General features: G+C 60.3%; 20 protein-coding genes. 16 read left to right on the forward strand and 4 right to left on the reverse strand.

From position 1 onward, the window contains the following. Positions 1-60: 60 nt before the first annotated feature. Positions 61-564, reverse strand: a complete 504-nt coding sequence (locus DAAHT2_RS03615; RefSeq protein WP_013162943.1) for a 3'-5' exonuclease — start codon at positions 562-564, stop codon at positions 61-63. Between the two features lie 158 nt (positions 565-722). On the opposite strand from DAAHT2_RS03615, the gene DAAHT2_RS03620 reads away from it, so the two are divergent. The 7 genes from DAAHT2_RS03620 (at position 723) to DAAHT2_RS03650 (ending at position 8,974) form a co-directional block, all read left to right on the forward strand. Continuing rightward, positions 723-1,337, forward strand: a complete 615-nt coding sequence (locus DAAHT2_RS03620; protein WP_013162945.1) for an HAD family hydrolase — start codon at positions 723-725, stop codon at positions 1,335-1,337. 139 nt (positions 1,338-1,476) lie between these two features. Beyond that, positions 1,477-2,730, forward strand: coding sequence for a 30S ribosomal protein S1 (gene rpsA / locus DAAHT2_RS03625; protein WP_013162946.1), 1,254 nt, complete (start codon positions 1,477-1,479; stop codon positions 2,728-2,730). 43 nt (positions 2,731-2,773) lie between these two features. Continuing rightward, complete coding sequence (locus DAAHT2_RS03630) at positions 2,774-3,943, forward strand: amino acid ABC transporter substrate-binding protein (protein ID WP_157861403.1); 1,170 nt, start codon at positions 2,774-2,776, stop codon at positions 3,941-3,943. Continuing rightward, positions 3,940-5,550, forward strand: a complete 1,611-nt coding sequence (locus DAAHT2_RS03635; protein ID WP_013162948.1) for a two-component system sensor histidine kinase NtrB — start codon at positions 3,940-3,942, stop codon at positions 5,548-5,550. Before DAAHT2_RS03630 ends, DAAHT2_RS03635 begins: the two co-directional genes overlap by 4 nt. Continuing rightward, positions 5,550-7,457, forward strand: a complete 1,908-nt coding sequence (gene recD, locus DAAHT2_RS03640; RefSeq protein WP_013162949.1) for an exodeoxyribonuclease V subunit alpha — start codon at positions 5,550-5,552, stop codon at positions 7,455-7,457. The genes DAAHT2_RS03635 and recD overlap by 1 nt, the downstream gene beginning before the upstream one ends. Positions 7,458-7,462: 5 nt before the next feature. Then, the gene (locus tag DAAHT2_RS03645; RefSeq protein WP_013162950.1) at positions 7,463-8,308 is read left to right on the forward strand and encodes a DUF3786 domain-containing protein; all 846 of its coding nucleotides are present in this window, start codon (positions 7,463-7,465) and stop codon (positions 8,306-8,308) included. 174 nt (positions 8,309-8,482) lie between these two features. Beyond that, positions 8,483-8,974 (forward strand): C-GCAxxG-C-C family protein, encoded by a 492-nt coding sequence (locus DAAHT2_RS03650; protein WP_013162951.1) that lies wholly within the window; start codon positions 8,483-8,485, stop codon positions 8,972-8,974. Here the strand turns inward: DAAHT2_RS03650 and DAAHT2_RS03655 are convergent, their stop codons facing one another. Both DAAHT2_RS03655 and xseA read right to left on the reverse strand, forming a co-directional pair. After that, positions 8,975-9,535 carry a hypothetical protein gene (locus DAAHT2_RS03655; RefSeq protein ID WP_013162952.1) on the reverse strand — a complete coding sequence of 187 codons (561 nt, stop codon included), beginning with the start codon at positions 9,533-9,535 and terminating at the stop codon, positions 8,975-8,977. A gap of 56 nt (positions 9,536-9,591) precedes the next feature. Further along, positions 9,592-10,932: an exodeoxyribonuclease VII large subunit gene (gene xseA / locus DAAHT2_RS03660; RefSeq protein ID WP_013162953.1), complete on the reverse strand. Its 1,341-nt coding sequence runs from the start codon at positions 10,930-10,932 to the stop codon at positions 9,592-9,594. A gap of 200 nt (positions 10,933-11,132) precedes the next feature. On the opposite strand from xseA, the gene DAAHT2_RS03665 reads away from it, so the two are divergent. From DAAHT2_RS03665 to DAAHT2_RS03700, 8 genes are all read left to right on the forward strand, one after another. After that, on the forward strand, positions 11,133-11,801 hold the full coding sequence (locus tag DAAHT2_RS03665; RefSeq protein ID WP_013162954.1) for a YfgM family protein: 669 nt from the start codon (positions 11,133-11,135) through the stop codon (positions 11,799-11,801). A 7-nt stretch (positions 11,802-11,808) separates the two neighbouring features. Further along, entirely contained in the window at positions 11,809-12,648 is an 840-nt protein-coding gene (gene panC, locus DAAHT2_RS03670; RefSeq protein WP_013162955.1) for a pantoate--beta-alanine ligase, read from the forward strand. Between the two features lie 128 nt (positions 12,649-12,776). Further along, positions 12,777-13,145 carry an aspartate 1-decarboxylase gene (panD, locus tag DAAHT2_RS03675; protein ID WP_013162956.1) on the forward strand — a complete coding sequence of 123 codons (369 nt, stop codon included), beginning with the start codon at positions 12,777-12,779 and terminating at the stop codon, positions 13,143-13,145. 56 nt (positions 13,146-13,201) lie between these two features. Continuing rightward, positions 13,202-13,975 carry a futalosine hydrolase gene (gene mqnB, locus DAAHT2_RS03680; RefSeq protein WP_013162957.1) on the forward strand — a complete coding sequence of 258 codons (774 nt, stop codon included), beginning with the start codon at positions 13,202-13,204 and terminating at the stop codon, positions 13,973-13,975. A gap of 38 nt (positions 13,976-14,013) precedes the next feature. Further along, complete coding sequence (locus tag DAAHT2_RS03685) at positions 14,014-14,895, forward strand: 1,4-dihydroxy-6-naphtoate synthase (RefSeq protein ID WP_013162958.1); 882 nt, start codon at positions 14,014-14,016, stop codon at positions 14,893-14,895. Positions 14,896-14,981: 86 nt separating this feature from the next. Further along, positions 14,982-16,682: a biosynthetic-type acetolactate synthase large subunit gene (gene ilvB, locus DAAHT2_RS03690; RefSeq protein WP_013162959.1), complete on the forward strand. Its 1,701-nt coding sequence runs from the start codon at positions 14,982-14,984 to the stop codon at positions 16,680-16,682. A 9-nt stretch (positions 16,683-16,691) separates the two neighbouring features. Continuing rightward, entirely contained in the window at positions 16,692-17,174 is a 483-nt protein-coding gene (ilvN, locus tag DAAHT2_RS03695) for an acetolactate synthase small subunit (protein WP_013162960.1), read from the forward strand. A gap of 12 nt (positions 17,175-17,186) precedes the next feature. Further along, a complete protein-coding gene (locus DAAHT2_RS03700) occupies positions 17,187-17,831 on the forward strand; it encodes a phosphatidylserine decarboxylase family protein (protein ID WP_013162961.1) in 645 nt (214 codons plus the stop codon). A gap of 76 nt (positions 17,832-17,907) precedes the next feature. Here DAAHT2_RS03700 and DAAHT2_RS03705 read toward each other — a convergent pair whose 3' ends face one another. Next, complete coding sequence (locus tag DAAHT2_RS03705) at positions 17,908-18,993, reverse strand: disk-shape morphogenesis protein volactin (protein ID WP_013162962.1); 1,086 nt, start codon at positions 18,991-18,993, stop codon at positions 17,908-17,910. 183 nt (positions 18,994-19,176) lie between these two features. Here DAAHT2_RS03705 and hrpA point away from each other — a divergent pair, with 183 nt between their 5' ends. Then, the gene (gene hrpA / locus DAAHT2_RS03710; protein ID WP_218915041.1) at positions 19,177-23,082 is read left to right on the forward strand and encodes an ATP-dependent RNA helicase HrpA; all 3,906 of its coding nucleotides are present in this window, start codon (positions 19,177-19,179) and stop codon (positions 23,080-23,082) included. The last annotated feature ends 77 nt before the right edge of the window (positions 23,083-23,159 follow it).

Raw genomic sequence — 23,159 nt, forward strand, 5'->3', positions numbered from 1 at the left:
AGCCTTGGCATTACTTGTCTGCTGGCTGCCTTATTTGTGCCTTACCTGTGGGCAACAAGTTCACCCCGGCCGCCAGCCCTGGTTCAGGGCGGTCAGTACGATCTGAGCGCATGCTTCGGCATCTGAGGCGGCATGGTGGTGGTGCAGGGGGATTTGCAGCTGGCGGCAGACATCGGGCAGCTTGGTGGGGTGAATGTTCCATTGCTTGCGAGACAGTCGCACGGTGCAGATAAAGGGCGGGGCCGGCGGCGGCAGGGCATTTTCGGCGCAACAGGCCAGCATTACGCCCTGGTCGAAAGAAGCATTGTGGGCGGCCAGAAATTCCACCTGGCCCATCTCTTTAGCAATTTGCGGCCAAATATCGCCGAAAGCCGGCGCGTTGCGTACATCGCGCCAGGTCAGGCCGTGGATGTGGGTAAACACAAACCAGTTCGATGGCGGCCGGATCAACTCGTAAAAACGCTGCACGACCCGGCCGTGGGAAACCACCACCACTCCCACGGCGCAGGCGCTGTTGCTGCGGTAGTTGGCGGTTTCGAAATCGATGGCGGCGAAGGTGGTCATCAGGAGGTAAGGTGAATGGTAAGTTTGCTTGTCTTCATATATAAAGCATTTAAAGGAAAAAAGAGCAAAGGCAAGGTGTTTTTGCTTTACCTGGAATCGTGGTCGGCTATCTTTAGTGTATACATGGTGAAGATAACCGAAGGAGCCGAGACCTGTAAATGAGCGACTATACAACCATTATGTTTGATTTTGGCGGGGTTGTAGCCGCCGAGGGCTTTCGCACCGGGCTGGAGGCCATCGGGGGTGAACACGGGCTTGATCCTGCCGAAACTTTCCGCCTGGGCAAAGAAATTGTTTTCGACGGCGGCTATGTGGTGGGGGCGGTGGATGAGGCCGCCTACTGGAACGAGTTCCGCCGCCGCACCGGGATTGTCGCCTCCAATACGGAGTTGCGCCGCCATATCCTTGATCGCTTCCGGCCGTACCCGGAAATGTTAGCTGCCCTGGCTCGCCTGCGGCAACTCGGGTTTACCCTGGTCATGGTCAGCGACCAAACCAACTGGCTGGACGAACTTAATGAGCGCCACCAGTTTTTCCCTCTCTTTCACCGGGTTTTCAACAGCTACCACCACGGTCGCAGTAAACGGGACAGCCGTTTTTTTATCGAGGTGCTGGCCGAGTTGAACTCTCCTCCGGCAGCCGCCATTTTTCTGGATGACGACCCGGGCAACGTGGAGCGCGCCCAGTCGGTGGGGATCAACACGGTCCTGGTAACCAGCCCTCGCCAGGCCCTCAAAGAACTGGCCCAAATCTTAGGGGTGATCGACCTTTAGCAGGGGCGCTGAAAAAGCCCTCCGTGGGCCTCAACAACCCGTTTTGCAACGGGTGCGAAAGTGTTATTAAGTATATACGATGAACAGCAGGGATCGGCCCCGCTGTTCTTTTGGCAATTAACTTCAGGAGTTGATGGTAATGAGCGGTTTTGAGGAACTTTTTGCAGAACATGAAGCAGCCGGCGAAAAATTAACCCCCGGCCAGCAGATCACCGCCGAGGTTGTCAGCATCGCCAGGGAGTGGATTTTCATTGATCTGGGCGGCAAAAGCGAAGGGGCGGTAGCCAAGGCTGAATTTATTGACCAAGAAGGTAACTGCACGGTGGCGGTGGGAGATAAGGTAACCGTTTACTTTCTCGCCGAAAAGAAGCAGGAAAAGCTTTTTACCACCAAGGTTGGCGGGGCCGCCACCCAAGCCCACCTGGAAGAGGCTTACCACAGCGGGATTCCGGTGGAAGGCACGGTGGAAGCGGAAGGCAAGGGCGGCTTTCAGGTACGTATCAGCGGCAATGTCCGGGCTTTTTGCCCTTTTTCCCAGATGGCCCTGCGCCGAGTGGAAAACAACGAAGAGTACCTCGGCCAGGGTTTCGCCTTCAAAATTATCGAGTTTCGCGAAGGGGGGCGCAACATCATCCTTTCCCGCCGCCGGTTGCTGGAAGAGGAGCGGGCGGCCCGCAAGGAAGAGTTGCGGCAGTCCCTTGCGGTTGGTGACAAGGTGACCGGCACCGTGACCTCGGTGCAAAAGTTCGGCGCTTTTGTCGATATCGGCGGCATTGAGGGGTTGATCCCCATGTCGGAGATCGGCTGGGGCACGGTGGAAGATATTCACAGCCACCTGGAGCCGGGCCGCGAGGTGGAGGTGGTGGTCAAAAGCCTGGATTGGGAGAAAGAGCGTTACTCCTTGAGCCTGAAAGACACCCTGCCCGATCCCTGGGAAGGGGTGGCGGCCCGTTTTCCCGAGGGCTCTCGCCACCAGGGCAAGGTGGCCCGGCTGATGGACTTCGGGGCCTTTGTTACCCTGGCGCCGGGAATAGACGGCCTGGTACATATCTCCAAGCTTGGTGCCGGCCGGCGGATCAATCACCCCCGGGAGGTGGTACAGCCCGGTGAAACCCTGGAAGTGGAGATCGAGGCCATCGATTCCGAAAGGCGACGGCTTTCCTTAAGTGTGCCCCCACCGGCGGAGAGTGAAGCCGCCGGTGAGCCGGCTCAAAGCGAAACCCGGCCGGCCGCCGGAGCCGCCGGTAAAGCGAGGAAAAAAGCCGCCGCCCCGGCGGACAACCGCCAGGATTTCCGGGAGTACCAAAATCAGCAGGGTCGGCAGAGCGATCGCCCCATGGGAACTTTAGGGGATCTGCTCAAGGCTAAGATGGCGGAAAAAGGAAGCAAGTAAAAACGGGATCTAATGATTGCACGACAGGGAAAGGGGGGGGCGTGTGGTTGAGTTCGGTCGACGACTGGGGCTGGTGCTGTTGTTATTGCTGCTCCTGGCCGGCGTCTCGGCCAAGGCTGCGCCGGGAAAAGAGCTGTTGCTGGCGGGAGTATCCCTGGGGCTGAGCGGTAAGTACGCCACCATGGCCCATGATCAGAAGTTGGCTTTTCGGCTGTGGGAAGAAGAAATCAATGCCGCTGGCGGTTTGCTGGGCCGCAAGGTTCAACTGACCATCTATGATGATCAGAGTGACCCGCAAAAGGCTCTGGAAATTTACCGGCGATTGCTGGACGAAGAAGGGGTGGATTTGCTTTTTGCCCCCTTTTCCAGCGAGATAACCGGAGCAGTGCTGCCGCTCTTTGAGCAGCACCGCTTTCCTTTGCTGGCCTCCGGGGCGGTGGCCGATGGGCTCTGGCAACAAGGGGCCCGTTACATCTTCGGGATTTTCACCACCGCCGACAAAATACCCGCCAATTTAATGGAAATGCTGTTTGCTCACGGCATCGACGGCCTGGCCCTGTTGCACTCCGCCGACCCGTTTTCCCAAGCCGCCGCCGAAGGGGTGCGGAAACGGGCCGCCTGGCTCGGCCTGGAGTTGAAGCTGGATGCCCAATTCAGCGATCCGGAAAAGGATTTTGCCATCCTGCTGGCTGAGGCCCGGGAGCTGGACAGCGAGGTGGTGATCATGGCCGGCCATCTGGAGGAGACCATAGCCCTGCGGCGGGCCATGCTTGCCATGGACTGGATTCCACGGGTCTATTACGGTACTCAGGGTCCGGCCAACCCGTCTTTCATCAAACGCCTGGGGTCGGGGGCCGAAGGGGTGTTCGGCACCGAACAGTGGCAATATTTGGGCGGCATCAGCACCCCGGAAACGGAAGCCTTTCTGGCAGCCTACCGAGAGAAATTCGGCCGGGAAGCCAGTTATTTCTCCGTCGCCGCCTACTCCGCCACGCAAATCATGACCAAAGTAATTCAACAGGCCGGCAGCCTGGATGGCGAGAAATTGCGCACCGAACTGGTCGAACTGGACACCATCTGCCTGACCGGGCGGTTCCGGGTGGACGCCCGGGGTCGGCAAATTCGTAACTTCAGCCTGGTTACCCAGTGGCAGGACGGCCGCCAGGAGGTGGTCTGGCCCCGTAAGCTGATGACCGCGGAGCCCAGGTTATGAAGCGGTTGCCTGGTTTGTTCAGCCCGATGCTTGATCATCTGCGATGGTGGAACCGGCGGTTGGCCTGCCGTTACACCGTGGGCAACCTGCTGATGGTTCTGCTGGTGGGGGGCGGTTTCTATTTTTTAGCCCTTCTGCCCATGGCCCGGTTTATTGAAAGATGCAACATCTCGCAGATGGCCGACGCCGTTGACGATATTCAACGTATTTGTGAACAAAGCCACAACGAACTGCTCCGGACCGGAGTAGTTCCAGACAGTATTGAATACATCTTGAAACAGGTTGCCACCTTAAGTTTTATCGAGGATTTTCTGACCGCCAACCGGCTGCAGATTCTTCTGGTCAACAACCAGCAGGTGCTGCTGGCGCCTGACTTGCCGACGCCTTTGCCGAAGGCGACCGGCAAGCTGCTGGGGACGGATAAAGCCTATGCCGAAAGGACTTCAGAACCGGCTGCGCTCGGGGCACTGGTGGAAGACCTGTCGGTTCCTCAGAGCTCCCCTGAGATGGTGACTCTCAACGGCCGGGAATATCACCTCCAGGGCGGCACCTTTTCGCCCTGGGACTGGCAGTTTGTGGTTTTCAGAGACAGCGGCCATTTCCTCAACACCATAAGCCAGGTGCATTATGCCTATTTCGGTACCGTCATCCTGCTGCTGTTCTGGGTTTTGTTCAGTGGTTATTTTTTCCGGCGGCAGGTGGAAACCCCGGTCAACGAAATGATCAACGCCTTGCGGCAAGGGAAAAAGCCGGATTACCGGGGAGTTTATGAGTTTGAATTTCTCTCGCAGCGTTTTGCCGAGTACATGGAAGAGCAGCAGGCCCTGCACCGGCGCTTTTTTCAGCAGCAAAAACTGGAATCAGTAGGGGTGATGGCCGGTGGCATTGCCCATGATTTCAACAACTTACTCACGGCTCTTTACGGCCAGATCAGCCTGGCGGAGCTTTCCCTGCCCGCCGACCATCCAGCCCGCGCCCATCTGTCGTTGGCCGAGGGCTCGGCCAACCGGGCCCGTTTCCTTACCCGGCAACTCTTAACCTTCACCACCGGCAACCACCTGCATCGGCGGCCGTTAACGCTATCCAGGCTGTTGCCGGAAACCGCCCGTTTTGCCTTGACCGGCAGCAACTGTGAACTGCAGTTCAGTGCCGATGAAGACCTTTGGCCGACCGAACTGGACCCGGAGCAAATGGGCAATGTTTTTCACAACCTGGTGCTCAACGCCCGGGATGCCATGGGCGATAACGGGGAACTGACGATCTCCTGCCGGAACCTGGAGTTGCCGGCCGACACCCGCTTGCCGTTGCCGCCGGGCCGCTACGTACGTATCGTCTTTCAGGATAACGGCTGCGGAATGGAGCCGGAAGTGCTCAGTCGCATCTTTGATCCCTATTTTTCCACCAAGGAAAAAAGCTCTCGCAAGGGAACCGGCCTGGGGCTGGCCATCTGTTATTCCGTGATCAACCAACACGGCGGCCACATCGAGGTTGACTCCGTAAAAGGGCAGGGCACGGTTTTTACCCTCTATCTGCCGGCGACCGATGGTACCGATCCGGTTACCGAGCAGTTAAGAGCCTATTTGCAACAAAAGGGGCAGAAGTTGTGATGGGTCCGGAAATGGCCCAACTGATGGAACGCCTGGTCAAGGAAGAGGTGCTGGCCGAGTTTGACCGGCACTGGCTTGAACTGCTGGCCCGGCTGCAACCTCAGAGCTCCCCCGCCCTGCTGCTGACGGCGGCCTTGCTGCGCCGGGCCGTGGATTTGGGCCACGTCTGCCTTAAGCTGCCGGAGGTGGCGGCCTGGTGGCCGGCGGAAGCCGCGGCCATGGGTTATGCCGCCCCCTCGCCGTCGACCCTGCTGGCCGAGTTGCGCCACAGTGCCCTGGTGGACAGCCTGGAGCCTGGCGCGTGCAGCCATCTTCAGGGCGCAACCGAGCACGGGCCACCACAGGTCGCGGTGGCCCCTCTGGTATTGAGCGACAACCGGCTTTATCTGCGGCGCTACTGGCAGTACGAAATGGCCCTGGCCGATGAGATCAGGGCAAGGGCGGTAAGGGTACCCGCGCCGCCGGCGCCGGAGGTTGCCGCCGCCCGCCTGGCCGAACTGGCGACGGCAGCAGGGGTGGAACTGGACCAGGACCAGCAGGCGGCGGTACTGGGGGCGCTCAACCATTATCTAACCGTGATTTCCGGGGGACCGGGAACCGGCAAGACCACCATTATCTTTTTTATCCTGACCCTGCTGACCCAAATGGCCAGAGAAGAGGGACAGGGGAGCGATTTGCGGGTGCTGCTGCTGGCCCCCACCGGCAAGGCAACAGCTCGCCTGGCGGAGACCCTGCGGGAACGAGCGGCGGAGTTTTCCGCCATGACCATCCACCGGGCCTTGGGGTATCAAAGCTGTTCCCCCACCATTTTCCGCCATAACCGGAGCAACCCGCTGGCGGCCGACCTGGTGGTGGTGGACGAGGCCTCCATGGTGGACCTGGCCCTGATGAGCAAACTGTTTGCCGCCGTATCTCCCCGGGCCCGGTTGGTGCTGCTGGGCGACAAGGACCAACTGGCCTCGGTGGAGGCCGGCTCCATTCTGGGCGATATCTGTTTGGCCGCCCCGCAGCTGGACTCGGCGGTTATTGAGTTGAGCCGGGAGTTCCGCTTTGATCCTCGGCGGGGTATCGGCGCCCTGGTGCGAGGGATTAAGGCGGGAGAGCCGGCCACGGTACTGGCGGTGCCGGTGCGGGTGGATGGCGCCCAAAATGATGACCCCAAAGGGCCGCCAGCAGAGGTTACTTTAAGTGACCAACCCGGCGCTCCGGCGGAAAACCCCACCTTGCGCGAGTTGGTGCTGGCCGGTTTCCGGCCTTGCCTGCAGGCCTCTTCCCCGGCCGAAGCCCTGGCCAGAATGAATGACTTCCGCCTACTCTGCGCCCATCGCCGGGGACCATACGGGGTCGAGCAACTCAACAGCTTTTGCCGGCAACTGCTGCGGGCGGAAGGAGTGCTGGGAGAGGCGGCAGGCCGTGGGGCAATGGGAAAGGAGGCCAGAGGGCCGGCGGACGGACTCGCTCCGGAAGGGGATTATTATCGGGGGCAACCGGTGCTGGTGGTGGCCAACAGCTACGAAAGCCGGCTGTTCAACGGCGATCTGGGCATTATCTGGCCGTCGCCGGACGACGCCGGCCAACTGATGGCCTTTTTCCCGTCCGCCCAGGGGGCGCCCCGAATGCTGCCGCCGGGGCGGTTGCCCCGCCACGAAACCGCCTTTGCCATGACCATTCATAAAAGCCAGGGTTCGGAGTTCAACCAGGTGGCGGTGGTTCTGCCTCCGGAAGACTCACCCCTGCTCAGCCGGGAGCTGTTGTACACGGCTGTCTCCCGGGCTCGCAGCCGGGTTCATCTCTTCGGCCCCGAGCAGGTGCTCAGCCGGGCCGTTGACCGCCGGGTAACCCGCGCCTCCGGCCTGGCCGAAATTTTAACCAGGACCGAAAACGGCCATATCAGCGCACCAATATAAAAAATATGAACCCTTTGGAACTGTTCAAGAAAACCCCGCAGACCAACTGCGGCCAGTGCGGCCACCCCGCCTGCCTGGCCTTTGCCGCCGCGGTTACCAAGGGCGGAGAGGACCCTGCCAAGTGCCCTTTCCTCGACCTTGCCGCCCTGGGCCTCAGCCGGCAAGAGGGACCGGAGCTGGCCGGGGTGCTTCGCCAGCGGGAACTGGAACTGGCGGAGTACCTGAAAAGCCAGGTTGCCGGCTTGGACTTTGCCGCTCTGGCCGAGCCCTTGGGCTGCCGGCTGGAACAGGACGGCAGCGGCCGACCGGTGCTGGTGTTCAACTACCTTGGCCAAGAGACGCGGCTGAACGCGACCGGTGTCTGGCTGGAGGGGGTGGAGCCGGAGGACCCCAGGGACCGGATTCTGCTCTACAGCTATGTCCGTTCCGGCGGCGGCCCCGCCCCCACCAACCAATGGATCGGCCTGGAAAGCCTGCCCAATACCATTTCCAAGGTGCGCACCCTGGCCGTCTACGGCGAACAACCTTTGGCCCGGTTGTTCCACGAGTATGGCCACCAGCGGTTGCTGGCGGCCGGCTTGCAACTGGGCGGTTCATCCCCGGCCGAGTCCACCGCCGATCTCAGCATGATCATCCCGGTGCTGCCCCAACTGCCCCAGTGCCTGCATTTCTGGGCCGAGGCGCCGGAGGAGGGCTTCGCCGCCTCGGCCAAAGTACTGTACGATGCCCGGGTGCTGGATTTTCTCGATCTTGAATCCCTGATCTTTACCACCGAGAGGCTGGTGGATCGGCTGACCTTGCTGCTGCAGGAACCAAAGTCGGCAGCACTTGGCAAGCCGGAAAAAAAGTAACCGTTCACCAGAGGTACTAACCTACAGGTATAACGGGCTGTAATCGTTCAGCAGTGCCGCAGGTTCGGGCAAGCAGCCAGGCGCAGCGTACCCCCTGTACGTAAGTCTGGCTGATCGCCAGAAGATGCGGTGCTGCTGAACGATTACGGAAAAAAACAGCAAGGAGCAACCGTGATGGAAAAAATTCCCGAGCTTTGCGGCCAGCGGGCGGAAAATATTTACAGCCACCGCAACTTCTGCTGTGCCGAATCGGTACTGGTTACCTTAAACGGCGCTTTTAAAATCGGCCTGGCTGAAAACACCGCGGCCGCCCTGGGTTCCGGCTTCTGCCACGGGATGGGCGGGGCCGGCTGTGTCTGCGGGGCCCTGGCCGGGGGCGAGATGGTGCTGGGGTTGCTGCTGGGCCCACGCCAGGAAGGGGGGCTGGCCAAAAAGGTGTTCCAGAAAGAAATAGCGGCGGTGATGCATGATCGCTTCAAGGAGCGTTTCGGCGCCACCTGCTGCCGGGTGTTACTGAAAAAACGCAAGGAAAAGCAGGGGGCAAGCTGTGCTGAACTGACCCGGGGCGCCACGGAGCTGGCCGCTGAACTGCTGCTGACCAGCCGGCCGGAGTTGGCCACCAAGGTTGACCATGATTTTCTGGCGGTCCGGGACGACAAAAAATAATTATTCTTTTTCCGGCAGCAGGCTGCTTTCGGTGTCCGACTCCCGTTGTTCCCGGCGTTTTTCCGTGTCCAGGCGGTCTTCCAGTTCGCCGATATAGGCGGTCAGGGTGTTGCCCGACTGCTCCACACTGGCCAGCAGATCTTTTTCCGCCTCATCCAGCCGGCCAAGCAGGGCATTTTCCACCAGCTCCAGGCGGTTGAGCATCTCCGCCCGGGTATTCTCGGCCGCTTCGCTCTGGCGGGCCAGTTCCTTTTCCAGGTAGTTGCGCAACTCGGTGAAGCGGGAGGTTTCCGCCTGGGTGGCCAGCTTGCGGTGATCCTGCAATTCCTGGGCATGTCGCCGGGTGGCCAGCATCAGGGTGGTCTGCAGGTAGACCACAAAAACCAGAAACAACACCGTCAGCAAGGCCAGCACGCCGAACATCAGCAGTCCCAGGGGGGCATTGAATTCGGCCACCCCTATAGAGACAGCAGTCGGCGCCACCAGGGTGGGCCAGTTGAGGGCGGCAAAAGCGGTGGCGGTAAGGAGGATGAAAGCCAGCAACAGGGCGATGAATTTCATGATCGGCGTTTCTCCTGGTCGGGGTTGAGGTTAAGCTGCCACAGCCGTAACCGAAATTATTGCGGTTTGATTTGCTTGACGTTGCAGCTCAGTTGGCCATCGTGCAGGATCAGGCTGAGCTCTTCGTCGATTTCGGCCTGCCGGGCGGAGCGCAAAACCGTGCCGTCGGTCCGGCGGGCAATGGCGTAGCCGCGACCAAGCACGGCCAAAGGGCTGACTGCATCCAGAATAGCAGCATTACGGCCCAGATGGTTACGTTTTTCCACCATGATACTGTTAATGGTGAAATTTAACCGCATTACCCCGGCCTGCAGGCGGTCGCGCTGCCGGGCCAGTTCCCGGCGGGGGTCCCGCTGCTGCAAGATGGCCTGAAAGCGGTTCAGGCGCTCTTGGCAGCGGTGCAGGTGGTAACGCAGACCATGGCCCAACTCGGCCTGGAGGTGGTCCAGCCGCAGGTGGTGCTGGGCCAGCAGGCGGCTGGGGTCGCCCAGCAAGCGCTGGCCGGCAAGCAGTTTTTGGCGTGCCTCCTGCAACTGCCGGCGCAGCGTAGCGGCCAGCCGCCGGTTAAATTCGTTGATGGCGCCGGCCAGCGCCTCCTGGTCCGGCAGGACCATCTGCGCTGCGGCGGTGGGGGTGGGAGCGCGCAGGTCGGCGACGAAATCGGCGATGGTGAAATCCACCTCGTGGCCCACCGCCGAAACCACCGGAATTTCCGACGCCGCCACCGCTCTCGCCAGTTCTTCCTCGTTGAAGGCCCAGAGGTCTTCCAACGAACCCCCGCCGCGGCACAGCACGATAACGTCCCAGCGCGCAAGTTGATTGAGCCGGGCGATGGCCTGGGCGATTTCCGCCGCCGCCCCGTCACCCTGGACCCGCACCGGCATGATGCTGATGGCGGTGGCCGGGCAGCGTTTTGCCGCCTGGGTCAGAAAGTCCCGCACCGCCGCCCCCTGGGGCGAGGTAACCAGGGCGATGCTTTTGGGCAGAAAGGGCAGGGGTCGTTTGCGTTCAGGGGCAAACAGCCCCTCGGCTTCCAGCTTGGCCTTCAGGCGATCAAAGGCGATGCGCAGCAGGCCGGCGCCCTTGCCGTCCATGAAGTCTATGATCAACTGATATTCGCCCCGGGGCTCATACACCGAGATTCGCCCCCGGCACAAAACTTCCAGGCCATCGGCGGGGGTGCAGGCCAGGTAACGTTGCTGGGCCCGAAACAGTACCGCCCGCAACTGGGCGTCGGCATCTTTCAGGGTAAAGTAGAGGTGGCCGGAAGATGGGCGGCGCAGGTTGGAGATCTCCCCGGTCACGGTGACCATGGAGTAAGAGGTTTCCAGCAGCCCCCTGATGGAGCGAGTCAGTTCCGAGACGGTTTGAATGCGGTTGTCGAAAGGGTTTTCCATAAGTTTGCAATGGGTTACGGTCTGGCATCTTTTGCCCTGACCGGTAAAAAAAACCGGGATGATTTTTGCTTAAAAGGCAAGTATACTAACGCGCTTTAACAAGGGCAAAGAATTTTGCCAAACTTGCCGCAACCGGCAAGTTAATACCTCTCTGGTGAACGGTTACTACCAGCTTACCAAAATAAAAAACGGGAATACACGTGGCTGAAAAAAAAATCTTCCAACCGGGCAAGCTTAAACCCGCCGGCAGCGGCACCACCAACTTTTTCGATGAACTCAACCTGCCCCCGGCGGCGGCGGAGTTTCTCAATGTCTGGTACCGCCATATCCTGGCGGCCATCGGCATAGTGGTGGTGGCGATACTGACCTGGAGCCTGAGCCAGCAGTATGTAACCTCCCGCGCCGAACAGTCCTCCCAGCAGCTTAGTGTCGCCATGCAAATCGCCGATCCTGCCGCCCGGGCCCAGGCCCTGGAAGAGGTGGCTTCGTCCTACCGCCGCACCGGCGCCGGGATCTGGAGCCGTATTGAACTGGCTCACCTGGCCAGGGACGCCGGCGACCTGGAGGGAGCGGCTCAGGCTTACCAGGAGTTGCTGGGCACCATTTCCCGGCGTGATGCACGCCGCCCCATGGTGCAGTTGAGTCTGGCCCAGGTTTTGAGCGAACTGGGCCAGGATGAGCAGGCCCTTAGGTACTACCGGGAACTGGCCGAAACCCCGGGCTTTGAAGCCTGGGGACTGCTGGGCACCGGTGATGTAATGGCCCGCCGGGGAGACACCGAAGCGGCCCGGGAAAAATACCGCCAGGTGACGGAAAAAACCAACGCCCCGCTGCTGGTGCTGGAGCAGGCCGAGTCGCGCCTACGGTAAAAAGAACATGGAAATCATCACCCAGCTTGAGGCCATGCGTGGCTGGGCGGAGCGGCGGCGCCGGGAGGGAGGAAGAATTGCCCTGGTGCCCACCATGGGTTATTTCCATGAGGGGCATTTGCACCTGATGCGTCTGGCCGCCACCCAGGCCCGGCATGTGGTGGTAAGCCTCTTTGTCAACCCCATCCAGTTTGCCCCCGGTGAAGATCTGGCCGACTACCCTCGCGACCGGCAGCGCGATGCCGACCTGGCCGCCGATTGCGGGGTGGAGGTGCTCTTCTGCCCGGAACCGGAAGCCATGTACCCACCGACCTTCCGCACCTCGGTAACGGTTACCGGACTCAGCAGCGAAGTACTCTGCGGCCGCAGCCGCCCCACCCATTTCACCGGGGTGGCCACCGTGCTGACCAAGCTTTTCAACCTGATCCGCCCCCACAAGGCGATTTTCGGCGAAAAAGACTTCCAGCAACTGGCAGTGATCCGGGCCCTGGTACGGGATTTAAACTGGGATCTGGAGGTTGTCGGCCACCCCATCGTGCGGGAGGCCGACGGTCTGGCCATGAGTTCCCGCAATGTTTACATGACCAAGGAACAGCGGCAGGCAGCCCTGGCGCTGCCCCGGGCCCTCGAGGAAGCCCGCCGGATGGTAGCCGCCGGGGAGACAAACCCGGAAGGGTTGCGGCGCCAACTGGCCGCCGGGCTGGAACAGGCTGGCCTGAAGTGGGAGTACATTGAGTTTGTCGATCCCGATTCACTGGCGGCGGCTGAGTCGATAACCCCCGGCACCGTACTGGCCCTGGCGGCCCGCAGCGGCAAAACCAGGCTGATTGACAACTGTCGCCTGTGATTCCGAAGTGAAACGCAAAAATCAAATGCAGTCTATCATCTAAACCCCTGATACCCTGGCCAGTTCTGCCGGCTTCTGTTTTTTAACCGGCAACAGGCCGTAATCATTAAAGTAGAGCAACCGATATTATGTTACGCAGCATGCTGAAGTCCAAGATTCACCGGGCCACGGTGATTGACGCCGAGTTGCATTACGAAGGCAGTCTGGCGGTGGATGCCGAATTGATGGCGGCGGTGGGCCTGATACCGTTCGAACAGGTCCATGTCTATAACATGAACAACGGCGAGCGTTTCGAGACCTATGTCATCGAAGCACCGGCCGGCAGCGGCATGATCGGCCTGCGCGGCGCCGCCGCCCGTAAGGGGTTGGCCGGCGACATGATCATTATCGCCAGCTACGCCATGGTGGCCGATGAAGAACTGGCCCGATACACCCCGCAAATCGTGGTACTGGACCAGGCAAACCGCATTAAGCGCCACGGCCCGGCAAGCTCCTAACCGCGGCAAGAGCCATCCTTGATCGGCTTAACTTAGTAACACGTCGGGACAATTTCATGAAGGTCGGTCACCCTTGCCCAACAACTGCCACCTCCCACTGCTCCCTGCGGGACGATTCAGGGTGGTTGCTGGTAACGGCGGCCACAGCCATGGAGTTGGAGCCGCTACGCCAAAGCCTAAACGGTGGCAATTACAGCGGCCGGGGAGCCGAGATCGACTTTTTAAACTGCGGGGTTGGGCCAACGGCCACCGCCGCCTCCCTGGCCGCCTGGCTGGCCTGCCGCCCAGGCCGCTATGCCGGGGTGATCATGACGGGGGTGGCCGGGGCTTACATGCTGGAGTCGGCCGGGGCGGCGGTGCAAAGTGCCCGGGTGCTGGATATCTGTGTGGCGGAACGGGAAGTTCTGGGTGATTTCGGCCTGGCCTGCGACCATGGTGCCGACCCGTTCGACAATCCACAACTGGCCGCCGAACGGGAATTTAGCCTGCACCACCAACTGCTGCAAACCGCCTGTGATACCCTGCGGCAAAGGCGGATTCCTTTTCATCGCGGCACCTTTGTCACCGTTAACGCCGCCAGCACCACACGTCGGCGGGGAATGGCCTTGGCCCACCGCCACCTTGCCCTGTGTGAAAACATGGAAGGGGCCGCCGCCGCCCTGGTCTGCCAGCGGCTGGGGTTACCCCTGCTGGAAATTCGTTGTATCAGCAACCTGGTTGAGGACCGCGATCTGAGCCGCTGGCAACTGCCGGAGGCGGTGGCCCGTAACGCGGAAATTCTCTCCCTATTGCTGCCGGAGCTGCTAGCCGCCGTTGCCGCCTCATCTTGATAACGCCCACCACCTGTCAACACCGGAAACATGTCACCATGAGCACGCCCCTTTCCTTGGGTTTTTCCCCCTGTCCCAACGACACCTTTATTTTTCATGCCTTGGTGCATGGCCTGGTGCCGCAGGCGCCGGAGTTTGATCCGATCCTGCTGGAGGATGTGGAAACCCTTAACCAGTGGGCTCTGCAGGGCAAGCTGGACGTCAGCAAGCTTTCTTTTCATGCCCTGGGGCAGGTGTTGGATGAATATGTCCTGCTGCCAGACGGGGCGGCTCTGGGCCGGGGCTGCGGCCCGCTGCTGGTGGCCCGTGAGCACCTGGACCCGGCCGAGTTGCCCGCTAAACGCCTGGCGATTCCCGGCCGTTACACCACCGCCGCCATGTTGTTGGGGCTTTATGCCCCGGCGGTATGGCAGGGTATCGCCGCCGGGGCCGGGCAGCTGCCGCCCAACCTTCGCCAGATGCGCTTTGACCGGATAATGCCGGCCCTGGTGGCAGGGGAGATCGACGCCGGAGTAATCATCCACGAAAGCCGTTTTACCTACCGCGCCCACGGCCTTAAGCTACTGGTGGATCTGGGGGCCTGGTGGGAGCAGGTCAGCGGCCTGCCCATTCCTCTGGGGGGAATTGCCGCCCGGCGCAGCCTGGGCAAGGAAAAACTGGCCGCCGTAGCCGAGGCCATCAAGCAGAGCCTGGCCCGGGCCCGCCGGCAACCGGCCGCCGCCATGGAGTATATCCGGCGTCACGCGGGGGAACTGGACAGCGAGGTGATGCGGGCCCATATCGATCTTTACGTCAACGATTTCTCCTCTGACCTTGGCCAAGAGGGGGAGCGGGCGGTGGCGGAATTTATCCGCCGGGGCCGTGCGGCCGGTATTCTCCCCGCCACCAACCAACGTTTACTTCTTGACAAGCGGGTTTGAGCAACTATATTGAAGCTTTTTCCCCAAAAAAGACCCGCAGGAACCCATAACAGGCTGTCAAAATCACCAAACGCAGGAAAGAGCACATGAAAATGAAAGGAGCCCAGGCCTTTGTTAAATGCCTGGAAGAACAAGGGGTTGAGGTTATTTTCGGCTTTCCCGGCGGGGCGGTCATCGATTTGTATGATGAACTGCTCAACACCGACAAGCTTACCCACGTACTGGTCCGCCACGAGCAGGCCGCAGTTCATGCCGCCGACGCTTACGGTCGGGTAAAAGGCGAGGTCGGGGTTGCCCTGGTCACCTCCGGCCCCGGCGCCACCAATACAGTCACCGGCATTGCCTCGGCCTACTGCGACTCCATCCCCATGGTGGTCTTCACCGGTCAGGTGCCCACCATGCTGATCGGCAACGATGCCTTCCAGGAAGTGGACATCGTCGGCATCACCCGGCCGGTGACCAAACATAACTACCTGGTGAAAAAGCCGGAAGACCTGATCCCCACCATCCGCGAGGCCTTCCACCTGGCCCGTAGTGGCCGGCCCGGCCCGGTACTGGTTGACCTGCCCAAGGACGTAATCGGGGCCATGGTCAATTATACCGAGCCCAAGCCCATCAAGATGCGGACCTACAAACCCACCTACGAGCCTCATCCCGGTCAGGTGGAGAAGGCCTGCAAGGCCATTCTCAAAGCCAAGAAGCCGGTTCTTTACGTGGGTGGCGGGGTGATCAACGCCAATGCCGCGGAAACGGTAACCGAACTGGCCAAGAAGCTGGATATCCCAGTTACCATGACTCTCATGGGGCTGGGCGGATTCCCCGGCACCGACCCGCTTTCCATGGGGATGCTGGGCATGCACGGCACCTATTATGCCAACATGGCGGTGGCCAACTGCGACCTGCTGATCTCCGTGGGCGCCCGTTTCGATGATCGGGTAACCGGCCGCATCGACGCCTTCGCACCCCATGCTAAAATTATCCATATCGATATCGACCCCAGTTCCATCAGCAAAAACGTCCGGGTGGATATTCCCATCGTAGCCGACTGCCTGCACGCCGTCACCGCCATGAACGCCTGGTTCGACCAGAGCAAGGACTTCAGCAAAAAGGCGGCCAAGGATCAGCACAAGGAATGGCATAAGCAGATCAAGGAATGGAAAAACCGGCACCCGCTGGGTTATGTTGAGGAAAGCGATATCATCAAGCCCCAGTTTGTGGTCCAAAAACTCCATGAATTGACCAAAGGGAACGCCATTATCACCACCGAGGTGGGCCAGAACCAGATGTGGGCGGCCCAGTTCTACCATTTCAACAAGCCGCGCCACTTTATGACCTCCGGCGGGCTTGGTGTTATGGGCTACGGTTTTCCCGCCGCCATCGGGGCCCAGATGGCGGCCCCCAAGCAGACGGTCATCGATATCGCCGGCGATGGTTCCATCCAGATGAACATCCAGGAGCTGGCCACCGCCAGGCAGTACAAGTGCCCGGTCAAGATCGCCATCCTCAACAACAACTACCTGGGCATGGTGCGCCAGTGGCAGGAACTGTTCTACGACAAGCGTTACGCCCACACCCCGATGGAGGTGGCCCCGGATTTTGTCAAACTGGCGGAAGCGTACGGTGCCGTGGGTCTGCGGGCCAAAAAGCCCAGCGAAGTGGAGCCGGTGATCAAGGAAGCGCTCAAGACCAAGAACACCGTGATCATGGACTTTGTAATTTCCCGCGAGGAGGGGGTTTACCCCATGGTTCCGGCGGGTAAAGCGACCACCGAAATGTTACTCGTTTAAGGAAACACCATGAAACATACTATTTCCGTTCTTCTCCAAAACAAACCGGGGGTGCTTTCCCGGGTTACCGGACTTTTCAGTGGCCGGGGCTTCAATATCGACAGCCTTTCCGTGGCCGAGACCCTGGAAAAAGACGTCTCCTGCCTGACCCTGGTAACCCACGGGGATGAGGCGATCATTGAGCAGATCACCAAGCAGCTGCATAAGCTGATCGATGTCATCAAGGTTACCGACATGGCCGAACATGATCATGTCGAGCGGGAAATGGCCATGATTCGGATCAAGGCCGAGGCCGGCACCCGGGCTGAAGTGCTGCGGGTGATCGACATCTTCCGGGGCAAGGTGGTGGATGTTTCCCCCAAGAGCTATGTGGTTGAGGTGACCGGCTCCAAAAGCAAGGTGCAGGCGATCATCGACATTCTGCGCCCCATCGGGATCCAGGAAATCGTCAAGACCGGTGCCCTTGCCATTACCCGGGGCAAAAAGTTTTAGCCGGATAACAAAATGACCAAACCGCGTGTTCCAGTAGCCCGGGAGGGTTACCCGTTTATCCTGCTGGCCGGTTTCGCTACCCTGGTGGTGGCGATTCTCGGCCTTTTTATTCCCACCATGGTGTTGCTGGGCCTGACCATTTTTGTGCTCTTCTTCTTTCGGGATCCGGAGAGGGTGGCGCCCCACGAGGATGATGTGCTGGTTGCACCGGCCGACGGCAAGGTGATTTTAGTGGAGCGGGTCTTTGATGAGCGTTTCGTCAAGGAGCACGTCTACAAGGTCAGCATCTTCATGAACGTCTTCAACGTGCATGTTAACCGCACCCCCTTTCCCGGCCGGGTGGAGCAGATCGTTTACACCCCCGGGGCCTTCTACTCCGCCGACAGTCAGCGCGGGGCCCTGAAGAACGAGTCTTGCGCGGTTATTCTCAACTCCACCCGGGGCCAGCGTATGGCCGTGGTGCAGGTGGCGGGCCTGATCGCCCGCCGCATCGTCTGCTGGGCCGAACCCGGCGATGAGCTTAAGCGGGGCCAGCGCTTCGGCCTGATCCGCTTCGGCTCCCGGGTTGATCTTTACCTGCCGCTCTCCACCCAGCTTGAAGTGGCCGTGGGCCGCCGGGTCAAAGCCGGCGAGACGGTTCTGGGCTACCTCCCTTAAATCGCTAACTGATCACGGGAATTCCTGCCGTGACGATCTTCCAAGGAGTAAGCGGGCACGGGGTTGCCCGCTTACCTTAAATCTCTTCCGACAGGGCCATCACCATGGCCCCTTTGGCGGTGGTGTTGAGGGTGTCTTCGGCGATTCTGACCTCGGAGATCTCCACCGGCAGGTTGACCTCGCTCAGTGCCTTTTCGAAATGCTCGCGGAAACCTCCCGCCAGTACAGTGCCGCCGGCTAAGGCGATGGGGATGGGCTTGGCGATTTTGGGAATTTTGTCCGACGAGTGCAAAACATCCTGGAGGCTGTGGAGCAGGCTGTTGATGAGATCGTCGTAGTAAATGTGCAGGGCTGTTTCCACACGGTTTTTGGGGCTTCTGTTGAGACTGACCCCGCCTTCCTTGATGGTCTTGATCTTGGTGGCCGGTTCTCCCACCGAAGCGCCGACCATGTAATCGATGTAGTCACCGCCTTTTTGGATGCTGTAGGTAATGACCGGCACCGAGAGGTAGGAGAGGCAGACATTGCACATGCCGCCGCCCATGCTGATGCCGATGCCCGTGAAGTTGTCTTCCGCCAGCTCGCTCATCACCGTGGCCAGGCCCTCGTTGATGGAAATTGGCCGGAAACCAAGAGAGGAAAGAAACATCTTGATCACCGACTCGTGATAGATGGTCGAGTTGGGGCTGTCGATGGGCTGGCCGGGAATGCTGAAACAGATCACCTCGCCTTCATTCTTGGGCTTGTTGATCAAGGTGTTGATGATGGCCTGCAGGACGGTGATCCCTTCATCCTCCCGGGCGCTCAACAACCCTTTTTCCATGGTGCGGCGGGTGTTGGTGTTGAACATGTTGGCGAAATTCTCCGCCGAGTAACCGAGGATATAGAACTGGTCGTTCTTTTCAAAAAAATTGACCTCGTTTTCCACCAGAATTTTTTTGGTGAATTTGGAGTAGGGGATGGTGAAAAAGGCATTGAGCTGCTTGACGGTGTGAATGTTTTTGCCTTTGTTCTGAGCCATGACGATATGACTGGTGCCGATATCAAGACCCACCGGCCCGCTGGGGCGTTCCGCTTCTTCGCCGATCTCTTTTTCCCTTGAAATCACGGTTTTGTGTGATGCCTTGACGGCGGTGTCCACATTGCCCATTTCATTGGCCATGGCTGCTCCTCCTTAGCTTACGGTTGCCCGATGGTATTCGAAAAAATCCCTGGCATTGTACTTTTGGTGTGGTAAAAGTTCCAGCTTATTTTTGTACAGATCGGCCACTGGCCGTTTTTTTCTGAATATTTTCTACTCTCCAGCTCGCCCATGTCGCCCATATCATCGCCAGATCCCCGCGCTGTGAACACTACCCCCGAGCTTTCCTGCCCGGCGGAATTGCCCATTGCCGACTTCCGGGAGGAGATCATCGCGGCCATCATCAGCCACCCGGTGGTGATCATCGCCGGTGAGCCGGGCAGCGGCAAAACCACCCAGATTCCCAAAATGTGCCTGGCCGCCGGCCGGGGGCGACAGCAAAAGATCGGCTGCACCCAGCCCCGGCGGATTGCCGCCATCTCCATGGCCGCCCGGCTGCGCGACGAGCTGGGGCCGGCCGGTGAGGTGCTGGTGGGCTACCGGATCCGCTTTTCCGATCATACCAGCCGGGCCACCCGGGTTAAATTCATGACCGACGGCATCCTGCTGGCCGAAACCCAGCACGACCGCCAACTGGCCGATTACGACACCATCATAGTTGATGAAGCCCACGAACGCAGCCTGAATATTGATTTTTTGTTGGGTATTCTCAAGGAGTTGCTGAAGCGGCGGCCGGATCTTAAGGTAATCATCACCTCGGCCACCATCGATACCGAAAAATTTTCCCGCCATTTCGATAAAGCCCCGGTAATTCAGGTGGCCGGCCGCACCCATCCGGTGGAGGTCCGCCACCAGCCGCCGGCGGAGACTGGGGGCGAGGCCGATGCCGATGAACAGGGCTATACCGAGCGGGCTGCGGCGGCGGTGCTGGAGATTATCAACCACGAGCCGCCCGGCGATATCCTGGTCTTCATGCCCACCGAGCGGGATATCCGCGAAACCGCCGAACTGCTTGAAGGCGCTCTGGGGGCGCCGGCGGCCGCCGGCCGGGGCGGGAAGAATACCATTATGCCCCTGTATGGCCGGTTGTCGCCGAAGGAACAGCGGCGGATCTTTCAGCCGGTGAAGGGGCGCAAAATCGTCATTGCCACCAACGTGGCGGAAACCTCCATTACCGTGCCGGGGATCCGTTACGTGGTGGACACCGGGCTGGCCCGGGTGGCTGCCTACAACCCCCGGGCCCGCACTTACAAGTTACCGGTGGTGCCGGTGGCCCGTTCCGCTTGCGATCAACGGGCCGGCCGCTGCGGCCGGGTGGCCCCGGGAGTCTGTATCCGTCTTTATGGCGAAGATGATTACCTCAACCGGCCGCTCTACACCCCGCCGGAGATCGTCCGCTCCAACCTGGCCGAGGTGATCCTGCGCATGACCGCGCTGAAATTGGGAGATCCCGCCGCCTTTCCCTTTGTCGACCCGCCTTCCGCCCGGGCCATCAAAGATGGTTACCAGTTGCTGGCCGAACTGGGCGCCCTGGAAGGGCCGTCAGGTGGCCGCTTACAACTTTCCCGGCGGGGACGGCTGATGTCCCGCCTGCCTTTGGACCCCTGCATCTCCCGCATGATCCTGGAGGCCCGCGACCAAAACGCCCTGCGTGAGGTCTGCGTGATTGCCGCCGCCTTAAGCATCCAGGACCCCCGGATACGGCCGGCAGACAAGGAAAAGGAAGCTGATCAGGTCCATCGCCGCTTCAGTGTGCCGGACTCCGATTTTCTCTTTTACCTCAAACTTTGGGACACCATGCAGAATGTGCTGGAACAGACCGGCAGCAAAGCCAGGTTGCGCAAGTTCTGCCAGAGCCACTTTTTGTCTTTTCAGCGCATCCGCGAGTGGCAGGATATTTATGGGCAGATCGGCCGGATCCTGGCCGGAGAAAAGGGTTTCAGCCTCAATCATGAGGCGGCCGCCGCCGATGCCGTACACAAGGCCCTGCTCAGCGGCAATCTGCGTAATATCGCCCAGAAGAAGGAAAAAAACATTTACCAGGGCGGTGGTGGCCGGGAAGTGGTGATCTTTCCCGGCTCCTCCCTTTATTACCGCGGCGGTGAGGGCCAGGCAAAAGGGGCGAAACGGCAGGGGCGGGGGGCAAAAGAGGGCGGGCGGCCGGAAACCGGCCCCACGCCGGGCTGGCTCATGGCCGCCGAACTGGTGGAGACCAGTCGCCTCTACGCCCGCACGGTGGCAGCCATCGACCCGGACTGGATTGAACCTCTGGCCCGCCCCTTGATGCGCTACAGCTACAGCGATCCTCACTGGGAAAAACGCCGTGGCCAGGTGGTGGCCAAAGAAAAGGGCACCCTTTTCGGCCTGGTGGTGGTGGCCGGCCGCAAGGTGCCTTTTGCCCGGATCGATCCGGCTGAAGCCCGGCGCATTTTTATCCAGAGCGCCCTGGTAGAAGGTGAACTCAAGGGGAATTACCACTTTTTAGGGCATAACCGGCAGTTGCTGGCAGACCTTAAAGACCTTGAGGAACGCAGTCGGCGGCGGGATTTGCTGGTGGCCGACGACCGGATTTTCCAGTTTTACGAGCAGCGCCTGCCGCCCGAGGTTTGTGATCAGGCAAGCTTGAACCGCCTGCTTAAAAAAAGGCGTGGCGACACTTTCCTGCAACTGCAACGGGAAGACCTGCTTTACCGGGAGCCAAAGGCCGACCTCATGGAGCAGTTTCCCACCGCCATGCAGGTGGGGCAGATCAGCCTGCAACTCAGCTACCATTTTGAGCCCGGGGCGGAAGATGACGGCCTGAGCGTGCTGATTCCGGTGCAGCTGGCCGCCCACCTGCGGCCGGAGCGCTTCGAGTGGCTGGTACCGGGAATGCTGGAGGAAAAAATCTTTTTTCTGCTGAAAAATCTGCCGAAAAATTTACGCCGCCAACTGGTGCCCATCCCCCGTACCGCCGCGGAACTGGCGGAAAAGTTGCACGAAAAGTTGCAATCGGTCAATATCTCCCTTTACCAGGCCCTGGGGCAGGAAATTTACCACCGGTACGGGCTGCGGATCGAGGCGGCGGCCTGGCCGATCAAAGCATTGCCCGATCATCTGCGCTGCCGCTTCTGTCTGGTGAACCAGGAGGACAAAATTCTCGCCTCCGGCCGCAATTTAAGCGCCCTGGCCAGCGGCGGCCCACCCGCAGCGCCACCGCCCGACAAGGTGGTGGCGGCATTGCGCCAACGCTGGCAGCGGCAGAACATAAGCGGCGCCGAACTGCCCGAGATTCCTCAGCGACTGCCGATGACCGGCCCCGACGGGCAACTGATCGGCTATCTTTTTCCCGGTTTACAGGAGGATGATCGGGGCCGGGTAAACCTGCACCTGTTTACGGCGGAAAAACCGGCGCACCTGGCCACCTGCCAAGGGCTGCTGCGGCTCTTTTGCCGGGAGTTTACCGCCCGCCTGAAAGGTTTAAGAAAAGACCTGACCTTCCCCCGCCAGCACTGGCGCTTGGCCCATGGGGTGGCCAGCCTGGAGGAGTTGAACCGGGCCATCGAGCAGTTTGTGCTGCGGGAGATTTTTGCCACCGGCAGCGGGGAGTTGATCGGGGCGGCGGAATTTCAGGCCCGGGTGGAAAAATTGCGGCGAGATGGCTTTTACCAGGAGGCCCGGCGTTTATATGAGTTGATTCTGCTGGTTTTGCAGGAGCGCTGGGAGACCCTTCAGGCCATTAATCGCCTGGTCCCGCCGGCTGCGGGAGGGCAAAGCAGGGTTGGCTCGGCGGCCGCCGCCGGTCTGCCCGCAGAGCTGATCGCGGAGTTGCAACAGGAGCTGGCGGAATTGCTGCCGCCGGATTTTTTGGAACACCATGACGCCGCCAGTCTGGCTCGCTTGCCTCGCTATCTCAAGGCACTGCAGATCCGCACCCAACGGGCTTTAAGCGATCCCGCCAAGGACGCGGCCAAGGCCGCCCGCCTGGCCGCCTTTAAGCAACGGCTGCAAAAATACCCGGATGCAAGCGAGTTGTCGGCAGGCAAAAGATCGGTGCTGGCAGAGTATCGCCTGATGCTGGCGGAGTACAAGATAAGCCTTTTTGCCCAGGAGATCAAAACCATATTTCCTGTCTCACCGCAGCGCCTGGAGGAGAAATGGCGGGAGGTGGAAGGGGTGGTTCCGGTATAACGGGCCGTAAGCGTTCAGCAGTGCCGCAGGTTCGGGCGATCAGTCAGGCGCAGCGTACCCCCTGTACGTAAGCCTGG

Source organism: Desulfurivibrio alkaliphilus AHT 2 (assembly GCF_000092205.1).
In the GTDB taxonomy this organism is placed as follows: domain Bacteria; phylum Desulfobacterota; class Desulfobulbia; order Desulfobulbales; family Desulfurivibrionaceae; genus Desulfurivibrio; species Desulfurivibrio alkaliphilus.